At 61.9% G+C, this 18,378-nt stretch carries 15 protein-coding genes; 2 read left to right on the forward strand and 13 right to left on the reverse strand.

Going from position 1 to position 18,378, the window contains the following annotated elements; translation table 11 throughout:
* Positions 1 to 89: 89 nt before the first annotated feature.
* Positions 90 to 551: an aminoacyl-tRNA deacylase gene (locus AC3WMV_RS18155; protein WP_047290739.1), complete on the reverse strand. Its 462-nt coding sequence runs from the start codon at positions 549 to 551 to the stop codon at positions 90 to 92.
* 174 nt (positions 552 to 725) lie between these two features.
* Here AC3WMV_RS18155 and AC3WMV_RS18160 point away from each other — a divergent pair, with 174 nt between their 5' ends.
* Positions 726 to 1,256, forward strand: coding sequence for an NfeD family protein (locus tag AC3WMV_RS18160; protein WP_256584907.1), 531 nt, complete (start codon positions 726 to 728; stop codon positions 1,254 to 1,256).
* A 2-nt stretch (positions 1,257 to 1,258) separates the two neighbouring features.
* Positions 1,259 to 2,017, forward strand: coding sequence for a slipin family protein (locus AC3WMV_RS18165; RefSeq protein WP_003220464.1), 759 nt, complete (start codon positions 1,259 to 1,261; stop codon positions 2,015 to 2,017).
* A gap of 8 nt (positions 2,018 to 2,025) precedes the next feature.
* Here AC3WMV_RS18165 and AC3WMV_RS18170 read toward each other — a convergent pair whose 3' ends face one another.
* From AC3WMV_RS18170 to AC3WMV_RS18225, 12 genes are all read right to left on the reverse strand, one after another.
* Positions 2,026 to 3,621 carry a glycosyltransferase family 39 protein gene (locus AC3WMV_RS18170; protein ID WP_103367793.1) on the reverse strand — a complete coding sequence of 532 codons (1,596 nt, stop codon included), beginning with the start codon at positions 3,619 to 3,621 and terminating at the stop codon, positions 2,026 to 2,028.
* A 162-nt stretch (positions 3,622 to 3,783) separates the two neighbouring features.
* Positions 3,784 to 5,358, reverse strand: coding sequence for an efflux transporter outer membrane subunit (locus AC3WMV_RS18175; protein ID WP_178085230.1), 1,575 nt, complete (start codon positions 5,356 to 5,358; stop codon positions 3,784 to 3,786).
* Positions 5,355 to 6,425, reverse strand: coding sequence for an HlyD family secretion protein (locus AC3WMV_RS18180; RefSeq protein ID WP_103367795.1), 1,071 nt, complete (start codon positions 6,423 to 6,425; stop codon positions 5,355 to 5,357). Before AC3WMV_RS18180 ends, AC3WMV_RS18175 begins: the two co-directional genes overlap by 4 nt.
* 26 nt (positions 6,426 to 6,451) lie before the next feature.
* The gene (locus tag AC3WMV_RS18185) at positions 6,452 to 7,990 is read right to left on the reverse strand and encodes an MFS transporter (protein WP_097086778.1); all 1,539 of its coding nucleotides are present in this window, start codon (positions 7,988 to 7,990) and stop codon (positions 6,452 to 6,454) included.
* Between the two features lie 218 nt (positions 7,991 to 8,208).
* Positions 8,209 to 9,126, reverse strand: coding sequence for a LysR family transcriptional regulator (locus tag AC3WMV_RS18190; RefSeq protein WP_027611120.1), 918 nt, complete (start codon positions 9,124 to 9,126; stop codon positions 8,209 to 8,211).
* A 176-nt stretch (positions 9,127 to 9,302) separates the two neighbouring features.
* Positions 9,303 to 10,169, reverse strand: a complete 867-nt coding sequence (locus AC3WMV_RS18195; protein WP_095137828.1) for an ABC transporter permease — start codon at positions 10,167 to 10,169, stop codon at positions 9,303 to 9,305.
* A 21-nt stretch (positions 10,170 to 10,190) separates the two neighbouring features.
* Entirely contained in the window at positions 10,191 to 11,051 is an 861-nt protein-coding gene (locus AC3WMV_RS18200; protein WP_047601068.1) for an ABC transporter ATP-binding protein, read from the reverse strand.
* Between the two features lie 5 nt (positions 11,052 to 11,056).
* The gene (locus tag AC3WMV_RS18205; protein ID WP_103367796.1) at positions 11,057 to 12,082 is read right to left on the reverse strand and encodes an ABC transporter substrate-binding protein; all 1,026 of its coding nucleotides are present in this window, start codon (positions 12,080 to 12,082) and stop codon (positions 11,057 to 11,059) included.
* Between the two features lie 18 nt (positions 12,083 to 12,100).
* Complete coding sequence (locus AC3WMV_RS18210) at positions 12,101 to 12,997, reverse strand: TauD/TfdA dioxygenase family protein (protein WP_097086774.1); 897 nt, start codon at positions 12,995 to 12,997, stop codon at positions 12,101 to 12,103.
* A gap of 373 nt (positions 12,998 to 13,370) precedes the next feature.
* Positions 13,371 to 14,738 carry an HlyD family type I secretion periplasmic adaptor subunit gene (locus AC3WMV_RS18215; protein WP_027611115.1) on the reverse strand — a complete coding sequence of 456 codons (1,368 nt, stop codon included), beginning with the start codon at positions 14,736 to 14,738 and terminating at the stop codon, positions 13,371 to 13,373.
* Positions 14,728 to 16,884 carry a type I secretion system permease/ATPase gene (locus AC3WMV_RS18220; RefSeq protein WP_097086772.1) on the reverse strand — a complete coding sequence of 719 codons (2,157 nt, stop codon included), beginning with the start codon at positions 16,882 to 16,884 and terminating at the stop codon, positions 14,728 to 14,730. The genes AC3WMV_RS18215 and AC3WMV_RS18220 overlap by 11 nt, the downstream gene beginning before the upstream one ends.
* Positions 16,885 to 16,926: 42 nt before the next feature.
* On the reverse strand, positions 16,927 to 18,279 hold the full coding sequence (locus AC3WMV_RS18225) for a TolC family outer membrane protein (RefSeq protein ID WP_103367797.1): 1,353 nt from the start codon (positions 18,277 to 18,279) through the stop codon (positions 16,927 to 16,929).
* Positions 18,280 to 18,378: the final 99 nt, after the last annotated feature.

Consider the following 18,378-nt stretch of genomic DNA (forward strand, 5'->3'; position numbering starts at 1 on the left):
TCGCGAGCAGGCTCGCTCCCACAGGGGTACGCAATCAACCTGTGGGAGCGGGCTTGCTCGCGAAGGCGTCCGCGAAAGCGCTACAGAACCTAATGACTCAACTCCCGCACCTCGGCATGCGGCACCATTTTCAGAAACTCGGGCATGCTCATGTGCAGCAGGTAATTGTGGTTGCCGGCTTCCAGGTAGATGTCTTTCTGCCGGGTCAACAGCGGGTCGATGACCATGTCCAGGCCGTAGGAATCACCGAGCGGCGGCACCGCACCGCGTTCGCAGTCATCGAAGATATGCGCCAGGTTGCTCTCCCGGGTGATCTGCCATTCGCCGCGACTACGCACTTTACTCAAGTCCAGATGCCGACTGGCCGGCAGCACGGCCATCAGGTAATGCCCGTGGTGGTCGTCGAGAATGACTGACTTGGCCACGCGTTCGGCGGGCACCCCGGAAACCCGCGCGGTTTCCAGGCTGCTGGCCGAGTGGCGGTGGGCCACGATGTCATATTCGCAATGCGCCCGGTTCAGGCTGCTCTGCACTTTTTTTGCCATACGCATGCTGCACCTCGGTGTCCCGCTGAACGTTGTGCCTGTTCTGCTGAGTCTAGTTCGGCCAGTTGCTGATGAAGGGAAATCCGCTCATTGGACACATCCGCTTATTGATCAAAATTCAGCCGGCGCCAGTCTCAACTAGACTTGAGGAAACACCCCATGACTCTCCCGGAGGGTCACGTGAACAGCCGATGTTGCACGTTTTTCCTGATACTGCTGGCCAGCGGCTCGGCCCTCGCGGCTGATGTCCTGCCGACGGCGGTCAATCCGCTCGGCCTGTGGCTGATCACCCTCGGCATTGCCTTTCTGATCGCCGAAGCCGCGCTGCCCAACTACGGGGTGATCGGCCTCGGCGGGATCATCATGTTCGTCATCGGCGCGCTGATTCTGGGCAACGCCGAGTTGCCAGTGCCGATGATCATCGGCCTCGGCCTGGTCAGCGCCCTGCTGCTGATCGCATTGATCGTCCGCGCCTTGAAAACCCGCCCGCGCCACGCCGTCAGCGGCGATGCCGGGCTGGTCGGCAGCGTGACGGCGGTGACCACCGTACAAGCGCAAAACGCCCACAACGGCTGGGTGCAATTGCAGGGTGAACACTGGCAAGTGCAGAGCACGACACCGCTGCACGCCGGGCAATCGGTGCGCGTGGTCGGGCGAAATGGCTTATTGCTGAAAGTCGCCGCGACTGACGCGGTGCGACACGGAGAGTGATCATGGGTCTGCAAATCGGTTTCGTTGCACTGCTGCTGTTGGTCATTGCCCTCGCCGGGTCGACCTTCCGCATCCTGCGTGAGTACGAGCGCGGCGTGGTGTTCCAGCTCGGACGCTTCTGGCAGGTCAAGGGCCCGGGGCTGATCCTGCTGATTCCGGTGGTACAGCAAATGGTCCGGGTCGACCTGCGCACCGTGGTCCTCGACGTGCCGCCACAGGATGTGATCACCCGCGACAACGTCTCGGTGAAGGTCAATGCGGTGCTGTACTTCCGCGTGCTCGACCCGCAGAAGGCGATCATTCAGGTCGAAGACTTTCTCTCGGCCACCAGCCAACTGGCGCAGACCACCCTGCGCGCGGTGCTCGGCAAACATGAGCTGGATGAACTGCTGGCCGAACGCGAGCAGTTGAACATCGACATCCAGCAGGTGCTCGACGCCCAGACCGACGCCTGGGGCATCAAGGTCGCCAACGTCGAGATCAAGCACGTTGATCTCAATGAATCGATGGTGCGTGCGATTGCCAAACAGGCCGAAGCCGAACGCGAACGCCGGGCCAAGGTGATTCACGCAGAAGGCGAACTGCAGGCCTCGGAAAAACTCATGCAAGCCGCCGAAATGCTCGGCCGCCAGCCCGGTGCCATGCAATTGCGTTACATGCAGACCCTGAGTTCGATTGCCGGTGACAAGAGCTCGACGATTGTCTTTCCGTTGCCGATCGAATTGCTCAAGGGGATGGCGGATTTGTCGGGAAAATCCTGAGCCTGCGATCACCCGCCCAGTTTATCGGCGCTCGGCTCCCTCACGTACAAACGTGCAAATGCGCCGCCTGCATGGACATCGCTCTGCCGCTGCCAGCCTTCAGGCAACGCCGCAAACTCATCGGGTTCATCCAGCGTGCCGATCAACCACATCCGCGTGCTGCCCTTGGACACGTCACCAAGCTGATCAAGGAAAACCTCCTCGCCGACCAAAGTGCCAAATCCGTAGGCATTGGGACGCGTGGAACGCCCATCCGCCGCTGGTGGCGTATACAGACGGATCTGCGCGTCAGTGCGGTTGTAGTAGATGTAGCTGAGGTACCACATCATGTCGCTGGTGACGATCCGGTCACCCTCGGTGAAGTGTCGATTGACGTAGTCGACCAGCACGCTGAACTGATCATTGCTGTCGACCGTGGCGTTGTTCTTCACACCCACCAGTTCGACCCCGACGAACAGCACCAGAATCGCCAGCGCCAGAACGCGAGAGCCTATGTACAGCCGATCGACCGCCAGCGCCACCAGCATCGGCAACCCCAACGCATAGGCCGTCAAATACCGCTCGATGAACACCGGCGAGATGAACGACACGCCAAACACCAGCAGAATCGGCATCACGCTGTAGCACAGCAACAACAAGCTGCCGCGAAATACGCTGCGATCACGATGCAGGGCAACAGCAATCACGGCTACCAGCGCCAATGGCAAAAGCAAAAACAGCCACCCCGGCAAGGTCATGCCGTCGTCCTGGATCAGCAACGACCAGACCATCGACGGCAATGAGCTGAGGGTCACCGGATCTTCCCAGCCTATGTCATTGCTGGCCTTGAGTTCCGGGATGTGCTGCAGCAGATCAAGCAGGTTGGACACCCACGGCATGTACAGCAACGCGATGCTAAAGTTGGCCAGCCACCAGGCCGGACGCTGAATATGCCGCAGCCGATACCCCGGCTGCACGCGCACCGCTGTCAGATACAGCCAGTGGCTGATCACGCACAGAACGGTGAAGTAGTGGGTGTAGAACGCTGCCGTCATCAGCAGCGCATAGGCCACCAGATAGCGATGCCGACGCGGCTGGCGCACCCAGTAGACCAGCGCGATCGTCGCGCCGATCAGCCACATGCCGAGCAGCGAATACATGCGCACTTCCTGGCTGTAGCGCACGGCCGTGGGCAACAACGCCAGCAACAGCCCGGCCAGCAACGCAGCGCGACGGGTGGCGAGCAGATCCACCAGCCACACACCGAGACCGACGGTAATGATCCCCGGCAGCGCACTCATCAAGCGAATGGACAGGATGCCGTCACCGAACAGCCCGATCCAGCCGTGCAGCAGCAGGAAATACAGCGGTGGGTGCACGTCGTGGGCCGCTAGCTCCCAGATCTCGGCCAGTGGAAACTGGCTCAGCAGGACGCTGGAGCCTTCGTCGAACCAGATCGCCGCCGCCGTCAGGTCGAAAAAACGCACCGCCGCCGCGAGCAGCATGATCGGTAACAACCAGTGCTCTCTGGCCCAGCGAAGCAGACGCAAGGCCACCAGCCATGCACCCGGGACCGCGCGCGGATCCTGCGTGTCGCCAACCGGCGTTTCTCTGTGTGCCGCCATTGCATCCTCTTGCTGTGCCGGAATATCGCGAACGGGATGGAGCCGAACCTGCCCGTCACTTTAGGTCAGCCACAGGAGAGCCGTCGATGGCGGTGTGCGCTTTCACGACATCCGGCACCCCGGCCAATCCCAAACAGCCCTCGGCATTTCCAGTTCAGGCCATCAGCGTTGCGCCATCTCCCCCGCCGGATACACCGACTCCCAGCCCCCGCCCAACGCTCGGTACAACCCGACCATCGCCAGCGAAACGCCGGTCGAGCTTTCCACCCACTGCTCCTGAGTCGCCAGCAACGCGCCTTGAACGGTGAGGACGTTGACGAAATCGACCACGCCTTCGACGTACTGCTGCTGTGCGGTGCGCAGGGCGATCTGGTTCTGGCGTACGGCTTCGGCGAGGCTGTCGCGGCGGCGTTGGCTGGCGTTGTAAGCCGTCAGTTGGTCGTCGATTTCATGCCAGGCGCTCAGCACGGTTTGCTGATAGGCGATGGCCGCTTCCTGTTGCTGGGCTTCGCGCAGTTGCAGCATGCCGCGCAGGCGTCCGCCGTCGAACAGCGGCAGGCTCAATTGCGGGCCGATGCCGAACGCGCGCGAGCCCCAGGAGCCGAAATCGCTCAGTTGCATCGCTTGCGAGCCGAGGTTGCCGGACAGGGTGATGCGCGGATAAAAATCGCCCTTGGCCACGCCGATGTTGGCGGTGGCGGCATGCAGGCGCGCCTCGGCCTGCCGGATGTCCGGCCGGCGTTCGGCCAGCTGCGACGGCAGGCCGATGGCGACTTGCAGCGGTGACTGCGGCACCGCGCCGTCTGTGGATAACTCCTTGGCCAGGGCCTGCGGCGGTTCGCCCATCAGCAGGCTGATCGCGTTGATCAATTGCGACTGACGCTGCTCGAGGGCCGGCAGGCGCGATTCGATGGCCGCGACCTGCGCGGCGGCTTCGGCGACGTCGAGATCGGTTGCCACACCATCGCTCAGGCGCAGTTGCGAAAGCTTGAGGCTGTGCCGGGCGACGTCGAGGTTCTGCTCGGTGACCGCGCGGGTGTTTTGCACGCCGCGCAGCTGGATGTAGTTCTGCGCGGTGTCGGCGAGCACCGCCAGAAGTACACCGCGACGGTCGTTTTCGGCGACTTCGAGGTTGGCATCGGCGGCTTCGGTTTCGCGGCGTACACGGCCCCAGAAATCCAGTTCCCAGGACGCGGAGAAACCGGCGTCCCACAGGTTGAAGGCGGAATCGCCGTTGTGCCCGGACGGGTCATTCAGGCCTTCGCCACTGTTGCGTTTACGCGCGTAGCTGCCGGTAGCGGCGGTGTTCGGGTAGCGATCCGCGGTGATCACCTGGCGCGCGGCACGGCTTTGTTGCAAGCGACTGCTGGCCAGTTGCAGATCGAGGTTGCTGTTCATCGCCCGCTGGGTCAGGGCTGAGAGTTGCGGGTCGTGGAAAACCTCCCACCAGCGTTCGTTCAGCGGTTCGCTGACGGCTTGGCTGGGGGCTGATTTGGCGGGTTTGGCCCATTCGGCGATCTGTGTGGCTTCGGGCTTGCGGAAGTCCGGGCCGACGGTGCAGGCGCTGAGGCCAAGAGCGAGCAAGGCACCGAGTGCGAGTTGCTGCCACTGGCCTCTTCGCGAGCAAGCCCGCTCCCACGGGTGATTGGCAGGTTGCTGGAGATCTTTGTTCCAAACGGAGATCCCTGTGGGAGCGGGCTTGCTCGCGAAGGCGTCAGTTCTATCAACGCTGTTCATCGCTGAGTCACCTCGCGCTCCGCCGGCGCCGAACGGCGAGTGTCGATACTCGCCTCCACCGACATGCCCACACGCAAACGCTCGGCCAACGGCTGACCCGGCTCAAGCACGATTTTCACTGGAATCCGTTGTACAACCTTGGTGAAGTTACCCGTGGCGTTGTCCGGTTTCACCGCGGCGAATGTCACGCCAGTCGCCGGGGCAATGCTTTCGACGCGACCGCTCAAGGCCTCGCCACCAAGGCTGTCGACGCGCACCTGCACGTGCTGGCGCGGCTGCACGTCCGTCAGTTGGGTTTCCTGAAAGTTGGCGACCACATACGCCTGACGCAACGGCACCACCGCCAGCAGCTTGCTGCCCGGCGTGACATAAGCGCCGACACGTACCGCGCGCTCGCCGACCATGCCGTCCTGCGGCGCGGTGATCCGGGTATACGACAGCTCGAAACTGGCGATTTCCAGGGCCGCTTGCGCGTGCTTCAGATTGCCCTCGGCGGCATCGCGTTGCGCCGTGAGAATCTCGACCTGCTTGCGTTCAGCCGCGAGCTTCGCGCTGGCGGTATCGAGCCGAGCGGTTGCCTGATCAATACGCGTGCGGGCCTGTTGCGCGTTCTGCACCGTGCCGGCACCTACACCGGCGAGGTGGTTGTAGCGATTGAGTTCCTGCTGGGCGAAGGCCATTTCTGCCTTGGCCGAGACCACCGAGGCCTGCGCCTGAGCAATCACCGACGTCTGCCGCTCCAGCGTGGCCTTGGCGTTTTGCAGCTGAGCGCGGGCGACCAGGGTTTGCGCATCGGCCGCTTCAGCGGCGGCGCGCAAATCGCGATCATCGATCAGCGCCAGCAACTGCCCGGCCTTGACCTGCTGGTTGTCTTCCACCAGCACTTCCTTGATGAATCCGGCCACGCGCGGCACCACCAGGGTGAAGTCGGCGGAAACAAACGCATCGTTGGTGTTTTGCTGGGTGCGCTTGCCGAACAGTCCCGGCACCGCCAGGTACAGCAACACGCCGACCGCCAGTGCGGCCGCCACGGCCACCGCGAGTTTTTGCTTTGCTTGAGTCGTCATAAAAACCTTCGGTATCAGTGAAGCAATCAGGTCGGCGCGCGGGGCGGAAAGATCCGCGTCGGCAGCCAGAAAATCAGCAGGATCAGCGCCACCGCGACGCCAGCCATGCACACATAGAGATCAGAGGAAGTCAGCACCACGGCCTGTTCGTGCAGGCGATGGGCGAGGCCCGGGTCGCTGCGATCAGCCAACGGTGAATTGCCGAGGTTGTCGATCAACATGGTCGAGTGGAAATGCAGGCGCGCGGTGGTCAGCGCCTCGATGACGCCGGTGGCGATCACCGCCGCCAAGCCTTTAACCGTGTTGAACCACGCCGAAGCGAACGGGCCGTCCTGCGGCTGGATGCTGCCGGTGGAGAGCATCAACAGCGGCAGCACCGACATTGGCTGACCGAAAATCTGCAGCCATTGCAGGACGTAGAAATTGTCGCGAATCCATGCCGAGGTCAGCAGCGATCCACCCAGGCAGGACAGGGTCAACATGCTCAAACCGATGCCGAGCACCCAGCGGCAATCGACCCAGCGCAAGTTGCACAGCGCCGCCACCAGCGGCAGCGCGATCAACTGCGGCAACGCGGCGATCAGCATGATCGGCGCGGTCTGCACCGGGCGATAACCCTGGATCTGCGCCAGATAGCTCGACGGGATCAGCACCACCGCCTGCAACACCACCAGCACCCCGGCCAGGGTCATCAGTGCAAACGACAGGTTGCGGATGCCGAGCATCTGCAACTTGAAAAACGGAATCGGCTGCGACCATTCATTGATCAGAAACGCCACCAGCAACAGCGAACCGGCGCCGAGCAAACCGCAGATCAGGCTCGACTCGAACCAGTCCAGCCGATTGCCCTGGAGCAAGCCGATCACCAGCATGCAGATCGCCGGGAAGCCCAGCAGCAGGCCCTTCCAGTTGAAGGTCTTGAGGCGCTCCAGGCGCAGCGGATCCTGCGGAATCCCCCAAGCGACCATTGCCATGGCAATCAGGCACGGCACGATGATTTGCCAGAACGTCCATTGCCAGCCGACGTATTCACTCCATAAGCCAGCCAGCGGCGTGCCGAGACCCGGGCCGAACGTCGCCGTCAGCGCATAACCGGCCAGACCATAGAGTTTGAAATTGGCCGGCAGAAAGCGCAGCGCAACGGTCATCAGCATCGGCGGCAACGCGCCGCCGGCCAGCCCTTGCAGGGTGCGCATCAGCAGCAGGCTTTCGTAATTCGGGGCGAACGGGCACAGCACGCCGAGCAGCGTGAACAGGCTGATCGCGCAGAGGGTGAAACGGCGCAGCGAAAAGGTCACCGAGCACCACGGCGCAAACGCCATCGCCGCCACCGAGGTCGCGGCGTAGCAGGACACCAGCCAGGTGCCTTCGTCATAACCGATGTTCAGCGCGCCCCGAATGTCGGCCAGTGCGACTTTGGTCACCATTTCGTTGAGGCCCGAGACCAGCACCGCCAGCAGCACACCAACCAGGCCGGTGATGATCCGCGCCCCGAACACCGGTGGCGCAGCCGCCGTCGCCGGACTGGCCGCAGCAATGGGCGCCGGAACCGACAGGGATGTCATGGATACACACTCCGGAAGGAAAAATACCGGAGCATTTTAGTAAGGCTTACTGCTGACGAAAATTGACTTATTGGCAGGTTATAAGTGCGCTCAGTGCAGCAATGAATATCCAATGTGGGAGCGGGCTTGCTCGCGAAAGCGGTGGATCATTCAACCTGTGCGGTGCCTGACACGACGCCTTCGGGAGCAAGCCCCCTCCCACACGGACTCTGCTTGTATCAGGGTTGCGTGGCCAGCCACGTCTCGTCACAACACGCCTTGAGCGTTTCGCGCAGCCAGCGGTGCGCCGGGTCCTTGTCGAAGCGCGGGTGCCAGGCCTGAGTCAGCATCAGCGTCGGCAACGGAATCGGCAGATTGAACGAACGTAGCTTCAGGCCCAGTCGGCGCACGCTGAGCAACGCTTCCTTGGGCACCGGCAAGATCAGGTCGGAATCGGGCAAGGCAAACATCGCCGCGTGGAAACTCGGCGCGATCACCGCCACCCGCCGCTCCAGGCCCAGTGCATTCAGCGCGGTGTCAATGGGGCCGCGAGCAATGCCACGGCGCGACATGCTGATATGCGAGTAGCCGGCGTAGCGCTCGGCGGTGATCTCGCCGTCGAGCAGTGGATGATCCTCACGCACCAGACCGACGAAATGCGTGGAGAACAGGTTCTGCACTTTGACTTCCGGGGTTACCGGACGGGTGTTGCTGACACTCAGATCAATCCGTCCTTCACGCAGCGCTTCGTCGTCGCCATCGCCCTCGGGGACGAAGCGCAACTCGCAGTGTGGCGCCTGCTGGTCGAGGGTATCGAACAGCTTGCCGCCATATACGCCAATGAAAAAGTCGTTGGCGCGGATGCTGAAGCGCCGGCGCAGGGTGCCCAGATCCACGCTGTCGGCGGAGCGAAACAGCAGCGCCGCCTGCTCGACGACATCGCGCACCTGCTCGCGCAATTCGAGGGCTTTTGGGGTGGGTACCAAGCCACGACCGGCGCGCACCAGGATCGGATCGCCGATCGCCTCGCGGATCCGCGTCAGAGTGCGGCTCATGGCGGCGGGGCTGAGGTTCATCCGCCGCGCGGCGCCGACCACACTGCCCTCGTCGAGCAGAGCGTCGAGGGCGACCAGAAGATTCATATCCGGGAGTTGCATGCTGAGCACTCGTGGCTGATCTGGATTGATCTGGGTGCAATGCTAGCAAACATCCTTCAAATTTGGCGGCGGCTGAAAGGACGCCTTCGCGAGCAAGCCCGCTCCCACAGGGGAACGCATTCCAAAATGTGGGAGCGGGCTTGCTCGCTAAGGCGCCGGTCCTGCCAACACAAATCTCAGCGCTGCATGCCCCAACGCTTCACCGTCACTCGCTCCAGCGTATCGAACACCAGATTCTCCACCAACAACCCGATCAGGATCACCACCGCCAACCCGGCAAACACCTTGTCGGTGTACAGCTCGTTGCGATTCTGGAAGATGTACCAGCCCAACCCGCCCTTACCACTGGTCGCACCGAACACCAGTTCGGCGGCGATCAGCGTGCGCCAGGCAAACGCCCAGCCAATTTTCAGCCCGGCGAGGATCGACGGCAGCGCTGCCGGGATCAGGATGAACAGCACAAAACGCATGCCCTTCAGCCCGTAATTACGCCCAGCCATGCGCAGGGTTTCCGAGACACCGAGAAAACCGGCGTAGGTGTTCAACGCCAGCGCCCACAGCACTGAATGCACCAGCACGAAAATCAGGCTGTTCTGCCCCAGCCCGAACCAGAGCAACGCCAGTGGCAGCAAGGCAATCGCTGGCAGCGGGTTGAACATCGAGGTCAGGGTACTCAGCAGATCGCGACCAAACTGCGTCGACACCGCCAGCGTGGTCAGGGCGAATGCCAGCACGATGCCGATCAGGTAACCCTTGATCAGCACCACCAGCGATATCCACACCTTGCCCAGCAACTCACCACTGAGCAGGCCGTCGTACAGCGCATGACTGGTCTGCAGAAAACCTGGCAGCAGCAGGTCGTTGTTCTGCACCCGGGCGATCACCTCCCAAAGGATCGCCAGCAGAATCAGGATCAGGCTTTTGCGCAGCCAGCCCTGTTGCCACAGGCGTTGGCCCAGCGGCAATTCGCGCTCGAGCGGCACGCTGGTCAGTGGTTCAAGGACCGTTTCAAACTCTTGTCGTACAGACGATGGTTGGCTCATCGGGCAATCCCTCCAGAACGCTCAATAAGCGATACGAATGTCGTTGAAGTCATGGTCACGCTCGGTTTCCGGCGACTGGCCTTCATCGAACAGCAAACGGTGAATGCGCCGCGCCGATTCCTGAAACGCTACGCCGCCGAGGCTTTGCAGATCGTATTGATGGCTGTGCACCTCAGCGCGTACCCGCCCCGGATGTGGCGACAGCAGCAGGATGCGATTGCCGACCACCAGCGCCTCTTCAATCGAGTGCGTAACGAACAGCAAGGTGAAGCGCACCTCCTCCCAGAGCAGCAGCAATTCTTCCTGCATCTTGCGCCGGGTCAGCGCGTCCAGCGCGGCGAACGGCTCATCCATCAGAAGGATTTTCGGCTGCATCGCCAGCGCGCGGGCAATCGCCACCCGCGCCTTCATGCCGCCGGACAAGGTGTGCGGATAGGCGTCGGCGAACGCTGCCAGACCGACCTTTTCCAGATAGTGCAGCGCGCGTTCTTCGGCGTCTTTTTTGTTCAGGGTTCGCGAGGCCAGCAGCGGAAACATCACGTTCTGTTTCACGGTTTTCCACGGCGGCAGTTGATCGAACTCCTGGAACACCACGATCCGGTCCGGACCGGGTCCATCAACCCGCTGACCTTGCAGGCGAATCTCGCCTTCACTCGGTGCAATGAACCCGGCGGCTGCCTTGAGCAACGTCGACTTGCCGCAGCCGGACGGGCCAAGCAGCACGAAGCGATCCGCCGGATCGATTTCGAAACTGACCTGATGCGTGGCGCGCACCACCCGTTGCGGGGTGCGGTATTCGAGGCTGACGTTATCCACCGCCAGCAGCGCTTGCGTACTGGCGATCGGGTTGCTGGCCGCGTGGCCTTGCAAAGGGGCATTCATCTCGATCAGCTCCCTTGCAGCGGTTTGGCGTCCTGGAAGAAGTAGTCCTTCCACGACTCCGGTTTGTTTTTGATCGCACCGACGCGGTAGAGGAATTCGGCCAGTGGGTAAGTATTTTTCGGCGTGACGCTGAATTCGAATTGCGGGTTGTCGATGATCTTCAGCAGCTCGGCGCGGTCGATCTTGGCTTTGGTCACGCGGATGTAGGTGTCCGCCGCCGCGCCCTTATCGTTCTGCGCAAATTGCGCGGCTTCGGTCAGCGCTTCGACGAAGGCTTTGTAGGTTTTCGGGTTGTCGTTGCGGAATTTCTCGGTGGCAAACAGCACCGTCGGCGAGTTCGGGCCGAGAATGTCGTAGGAGTTGAGCACCACGTGCACGTTCGGGTTCTGCAGCGCCTGATCCTGGAACGGCGGGTTGGAGAAATGCCCGGTCAGTTCGGTGCCGCCGGCGATCAGCGCAGCGGTCGCATCCGGGTGCGGCACGGCGATGGTGTACTTGTCGAGGCGATTGAATTCCTTGTCACCCCACTGTTTGGCCGTCGCGTATTGGAGGAAGCGCGACTGCACCGACACGCCCACCGCCGGCACCGCAATGCGGTCCTTCTCGGTGAAATCGGCAATGGTTTTGACCTTGGGATTGTTGCTCACCAGGTAGTACGGGAAGTTGCCGAGCGAGGCCACAGCTTTGACGTTCTGTTTGCCGTGGGTGCGATCCCAGATGGTCAGCAGCGGGCCGACCCCGGCGCCGGCAATGTCGATGGAACCGGACAGCAGCGCATCGTTGACCGCCGCGCCGCCCGAGAGCTGCGTCCAGTCGACCTTGATGTCGATGCCTTGCTGCTTGCCGTACTTCTCGATCAGGCCCTGATCGCGCACCACGTTGAGCAATAAATAGACAATCCCGAACTGTTCGGCGATGCGGATTTCACCTTCGGCGTGGGCCACGGTTGGCGCCACCAGGCTGCCGGCAAGCAGGCTGAAACCCAGGCCGATGGCCGCCGCCAGCGGTGCAAATGGAAGACGTTTGGACATGATCGAATCTCCGGCAAATCAGAAAGGCGCGTCGCCCTGGATGGTCGTGCGATACAGCTTGCGGCGCAGGTGCGCTGGGCAGCCGGCGGCGAGGTGGATCAGCGAACGGTTGTCCCAGAACACCATGTCGTGGGGCTGCCACTGGTGGCGGTAAATGTTTTGCGGCAGCACGCTGTGGGCGTAGAGCTCGGCGAGCAGTTGTTTGCTCTCGTCCTCCGGCAGACCGACGATGCGGGTGGTGAAGCCTTCGCTGACGAACAATGCCTTGCGGCCGTTTTCCGGGTGGGTGCGGACGATCGGATGCACCACTTCGGCGACCTGCGCCAGTTGTTCCGGGGTCAGGGTCGGACGCCAGTTGCCTTCGAATTTGGTTTCGCTGTAGCGCGCGGTGTAGGAATGCGCGGCAGAGCGGCCTTCCACGGCTTTGCGCAGCGCCTCGGGCAGGTTGTCCCAGGCTTTGTGCATGTCGGCGAACAGCGTGTCGCCGCCCTCGGACGGCAACTCCTGGGCATGCAGCATCGAGCCGAGACTCGGCAGCTCTTTATAGGAAAGGTCGGAGTGCCAGAACTTGCCGGCGTCGCCCAGACCGATGTTCTGGCCGTTCTCGACGATGTTGGAAACGATGAGGATTTCCGGGTGATTGGCCAGCAGGAACTGCTTGAGTACGTGAATCTGCAACACGCCGAAGCGGCGGCTGAAATCGATCTGCTGTTGCGGGGTGATGCGCTGGTCGCGGAACACCACCACGTGGTGATCCAGGTGCGCACGATGAATGCGCGCGAAGTCCTGATCGTTGACCGGCCGGGTCAGGTCCAGGCCGATGATCTCGGCACCGACGGCACCGCTGAACGGACGAATTTCAAAGGTTTGCGGCGCGGCAGTCGCGGCGCTTGGGGTGGCAGTAGCTGCGGACATCTTTCAATCTCCCACGCACGGCGCGCTCACAGGCGCGCACGTCGATCAGACACTCACGCTGGATTGCGTGTTGGTTCAGGTCGTGCGGCGCGCCGATTGGTCGGCAGGTACGCAGGTGGATGACTTTAAAGCTATAAGAACTGGAAATTAAATACCGTTAATGAATAACGATATGGCGGATGGTGAGGAATGGACTGGATGGTGAGTGACGGTTTGTGTCACTTACTGACAGGGATGTGATGATTTTGCTGGCCCCTTCGCGAGCAAGCCCGCTCCCACAGTGGATCTCGGTCGAACACAGAACTTGTGTCCACTGAAGATCAAATGTGGGAGCGGGCTTGCTCGCGAAGGGGCCATGTGCCGCGCTGAAGACCTACCGCTCGTGCAACGCCTCGGCCCGCGCCCGGATGATCGGCTTGAGCAGATAGCTCAACACCGATTTCTTGCCGGTGATGATATCCACCGACGCCACCATCCCCGGAATGATCAGCAGCGGCTTTTCATCAGTGCCCAGGTGGCTGCGCTCGGTGCGCACCTTGATGATGTAGTAGGTGGTTTTCTTGTCTTCGTCGGTGATGGTGTCGGCACCGATCTGCTCCAGTTTGGCTTTCAGCCCGCCATAAATGGTGTAGTCGTACGCGGTGAATTTGACGATCGCTTCCTGCCCCGGATGCAGGAACGCAATGTCCTGCGGACGGATCTTGGCTTCGACCAGCAAGGTGTCGTCCAGCGGCACGATTTCCACCATGTCGCTGCCGGGCTGGATCACGCCGCCAATGGTGTTGACCAACAACTTGTTGACGATGCCGCGTACCGGCGAGGTGACCAGCGTCCGGCTGACCCGGTCTTCCAGCGCCTTGCCGGTGGCCTGGGCCTTGTTCAGGTCGGTGCGGGCTTCGTTGAGCTGAGTCAGCGCTTCGCTGCGGAACTTGCCGCGAGTCTCGTCAATCTTGCGCTGTACTTCCTTGATGGCCGATTCGGCGCGCGGGATCGCCAGGGTGGTGGCGTCGAGCTGACCACGGGTTTCGACTTCGGCACGCTTGAGTCGCAGCACCTCCACCGGCGACACCGCGCCCTGCGCCACCAGCGGCTCGGACATGTTGATTTCCTGACGCTGCAATCCCAGTTGCTGGCGGTATTGCGCCTGCTTGGAGCTGAACTCGCGCAGCTCTTGCTGACGCTGGATCAACTGCTCCTGCAAACCGCCGATCTCGTCGTGCAGTTGCTGACGCCGGCTGATGTACAACGATTCTTCGCTTTTTGCCTGACCCGGCACGGCTTTAAGCACGTCCTCCGGGAAATTCAACGGACGGTCATCGACCTCGGCGCTCAAGCGTTCGACACGCAGCAGCATCGACAGCCGATCAGCCTCGGTTTCGCCGACGTTGGAGGCAAATCGCGTGTCGTCCAGACGAATCAGCGGTGCGCCGGCCTCGACGATCTGACCTTCCTTGACGAACATTTCCGAGACAATCCCGCCCTCAAGGTTCTGGATTTTCTGGATCTTCGACGACGGAATCGCCTTGCCGTCGCCCTTGGTCACTTCGTCGATCACGGCGAAGTTGGCCCACAGCAGCAGGAACAGGAAGAAGCCGATGATTGCCCAGATGGTCAGGCGCACGACGCGCGGGGCGTCCTCGATCAGCGCCTTGTTGACCTCCGGCAGCGGCTGGCCCTGCAGCGAGGCAGACCCCTTGAAGTAGCGACGGATCGACTCTTTGACACCCGACTTAAGCAACACTGATCTGCCCCTTCTTCAACGCTTCCATCACGGCGGCTTTCGGGCCATCGGCGAGAATCTGTCCACGGTCGACCACCAGCAGGCGGTCGACCAGCGACAGCAGCGAGGCCCGGTGCGTCACCAGCACCACGGTCTTGTTTTCAACCACGGCAGCCAAGCGCTGCTTGAGGCGTTCTTCGCCGGTGTTGTCCATGGCGCTGGTCGGTTCGTCGAGCAGCAGGATCGGCGGGTTGAGCAGCAGCGCCCGCGCCAGAGCAACGTTCTGCCGTTGGCCACCGGACAGGTTCTGCCCGCGCTCGCCGACTTGCAGCTCGTAACCCTGCGGGTGCAGACGGGCGAATTCGTGCACGCCGGCCAGTTCGGCGGCTTGCAGTACCAGCTCGTCTTCTACATAGCGCGCGCCGGAGACCAGGTTGTCACGCAGGGTGCCGGCCAGCAGCTGGATGTCCTGCGGCACGTAGCCGATGTTGTAGCGCAGCTCGCTGACGTCGATCTGGCGGATGTCCACGCCGTCCACCAGCAATGCGCCGTCGTCCGGTTGGTACAGGCCGACCAGCAGTTTCGCCAACGAACTCTTGCCCGAGCCGCTGCGGCCGATGATGCCGATCTTCTCGCCGGGACGGACCACCAGGTTGATGTTCTTCAGCGCCGGGTTCTGCTGTTCCGGGTAGGTGAAGTTCAACTGACGGCACTCGATCGCGCCCTGCAACACCTTGCGGCTCAGCGGACGTTCTTCGAAATTGCGCTCCTGCGGCAGCTCCATCATCTGGTCGACGGAAGTCATGGTTACCCGTGCCTGCTGGTAGCGGGTCAACAGACCGGACAGCGACGCCAGCGGGCTGAGCGCGCGGCCGCTGAGCATGTAGCAGGCAATCAGACCGCCCATGCTCAGGTTGCCGGCGATGATCTGGTACACGCCGAAGACGATCATGATCACCCCGGCCAGTTGCTGGATCAGCAGGGTGATATTCATCGCCAGACCGGAGAGCATTTTCACCCGCAGTTCGAGGCGGCTGAGGGTGCCGATGGTTTGCTCCCACTGATACTGGCGTTCGCTTTCGGCGTTGTTGACCTTGACCGCGTCGAGGCCGGCGAGGGTTTCGATCAGGCTCGACTGACGCTCGGCGCCGAGCGCCATGGTGCGTTCCATGGTCGCTACCAGCGGCTTTTGCAACGCATAGCCGATCAACAGCGCAATCGGGAACGCCAGCACCGGAATCCACACCAGATGCCCGCCGAGAATCGCGATGACGATGAAGATCAGGATGGTGAACGGCAGGTCGATCAGGCTGGTCAGGGTCAGCGAGGCGAGGAAGTCGCGCAGGCTCTGAAACTCATGGATGTTCTGCGCGAAGCTGCCGACCCGCGCCGGGCGGTACTTCATGGCCATGCCGACGATGCGCTCGAACAGCGTCGCGGAGATGATCAGGTCGGTTTTCTTGCCGGCCAGATCCAGGCACAGGCTGCGCAGGCTTTTGAGGATCAGGTCGAAAATGTAGGCACCGGTAATGCCCAGCGCCAGCACCCACAGAGTCGCCTCGGCCTGGTTCGGCACCACACGGTCGTAGACGTTCATCACGAACAGCGGCGCGGCCATGGCGATGATGTTGATCAGGAAACTGGCGGCGATCGCATCGGCATACAGCCAGCGTGAACGCTTGAGGGTGTCGCGAAACCACGAGCGTGCACGCGGGATCAGCGTGCCGTGGTTGACGTCGAATTTGTGCTGCGGCTGGGCGAAGAACACTTTGCCGGTGTAGTCGTCGGCCAACAGTTCGCGGCTGACCACCGATTCGCCGCCATCGCTTTCGCTGAGCAGCACCCGGGCTTCGTTGTCACCTTGCCAGCCGAGCAGAACAGCACTGCGGCCATCCTTGAGCAGCAACAGCGCCGGCATGGCAATCGCCGGAATCTCTTCCAGCTTGCGTTGCAGCACCCGGCCCTGCAGCCCGGCGCGAGCCGCTGCGCGGGGCAGCAACTCGACACTCAGGCGTTGTTTGGGCAGCGGCAGGCCAGTGGTGAGCATCGCGGCACTGGCCGGCTTCTGGTGCAACATGCATAGAGCGAGCAAGCCATCCAGTAACGGATCGTCGTGCATCGCGCGCGGATCATGAATGAGTTGAACTCGACTGACTTCTGATTCCACGCTCGGCACTCTTGGCTAACAATTGAACAATGAAGGTTCTGCTCAATTCATACCCGGCAGTTGGACCTTCGGCTTCACACCGTTCTGCACGACGGATGCCAACGGTGCGACCACTCCCTGGCTCTTGAGCAACTCGCCCATGGTCGCCTTGATTCGGTACTGAGTAAATAACTGAATGTTCTTGATTTCGGCCAAACGGCGCGAAGCGGTGAACAACTCGTTTTCGCTGTCGAGCAAATCGAGCAGGGTCCGCTCGCCAAGGCTGAACTGCCGCTGGTAGGCGGTACGCACCGCGGTGCTGTGGTCAACGTATTGCTGCGCGATCGGCACCTGCGCATTGGCATTGTTCAGGGCGTTCCAGGCCAGGCCCAGTTCTTCGTTCAATTGACGCAGGGCGTTGTTGCGGATGTCCAGCGCCTGGTTCGACAGGTACGACTTGGATTCCAGATCGGCCTTGTTGCTGCCGCCCGAATACAGGTTGAAGCGCATGCGCAGCATGGCCTGCCATTCGTTGTTGTGGCCGTTTTGACCGTCGAGATCGTTGTCGGCAGTGCGACCCAGCTCGGCGTCGAAACGTGGGTAGAAGGTCGACTTGGCGGTTTCGTACTGCTTCTCGGCAGCGGCGATATCGGACTCGGCCGAGCGCAGGATCGGGCTGTTTTCCAGCATCTGCGTACGGGCTTCATTGAGGTTGGCCGGCATCATCGCCATGAACGGCGCCGGGCGCTCCAACTGGTCTGGCATCTGGCCGACGGCACTGAGGAAGTTGGTCTCGGAGTCGGCGAGGTTGGTCTGTTCGGTGATCAGGTTGTTGCGCGCCTGAGCCATCCGCGCTTCGGCCTGATCGAGGTCGGCACCACTGCCGACGCCGCGCTGGGTGCGCAACTGGATCTGGTCGTAAATGCGCTGGTGGCTCTTGAGGTTTTCTTCGGCCAGACGCACGAATTCGCGGCGGGTCAGCACGTCCAGGTAAACCTGGGCGACGGTCAGCGCGGTGCGCTCGGAAGTGCCGAGCAGCGAGTAGGCGCGGGAGTTGACGGTGGCTTGTTGACGCCCGACTTCGCTGGACGTGGCAAAACCGTCAAAAACCATTTGCGAGAGACGTAAACTTGACTCGCTGCGGTTCAAAGTTTCCCAGTGGTTGCCGCCACCGTTGGCGCGCGTGGTCACGCTGTCAGTGCCCTCACGGCCATAACCGCCCAGCAGATCGACCTTGGGCAGGTATCCACCTTTGGCTGCCTTTAACTGATAATCCGCGGCCAAACGACTGTTGACCCCCGCCTGGATTTCCGGATGGACATCCAGTGCCTGTTGCATGGCTTCTGGTAAGGATTGTGCTTGGACGAAAGAGGCGGCGAGGGCGAACGGTAGAGCCTTGAACAAGTGCAAACGCATGGTAAAGATTTCCCAGGACTTCTTGTCTTGAATCACAGCAAAACGTGCTGCTGCGTCGGATGATTGGCAACCGGAATGACCGTATGTCGGAAAGTTCAA

The organism is Pseudomonas sp. FW305-3-2-15-E-TSA4 (assembly GCF_058787295.1).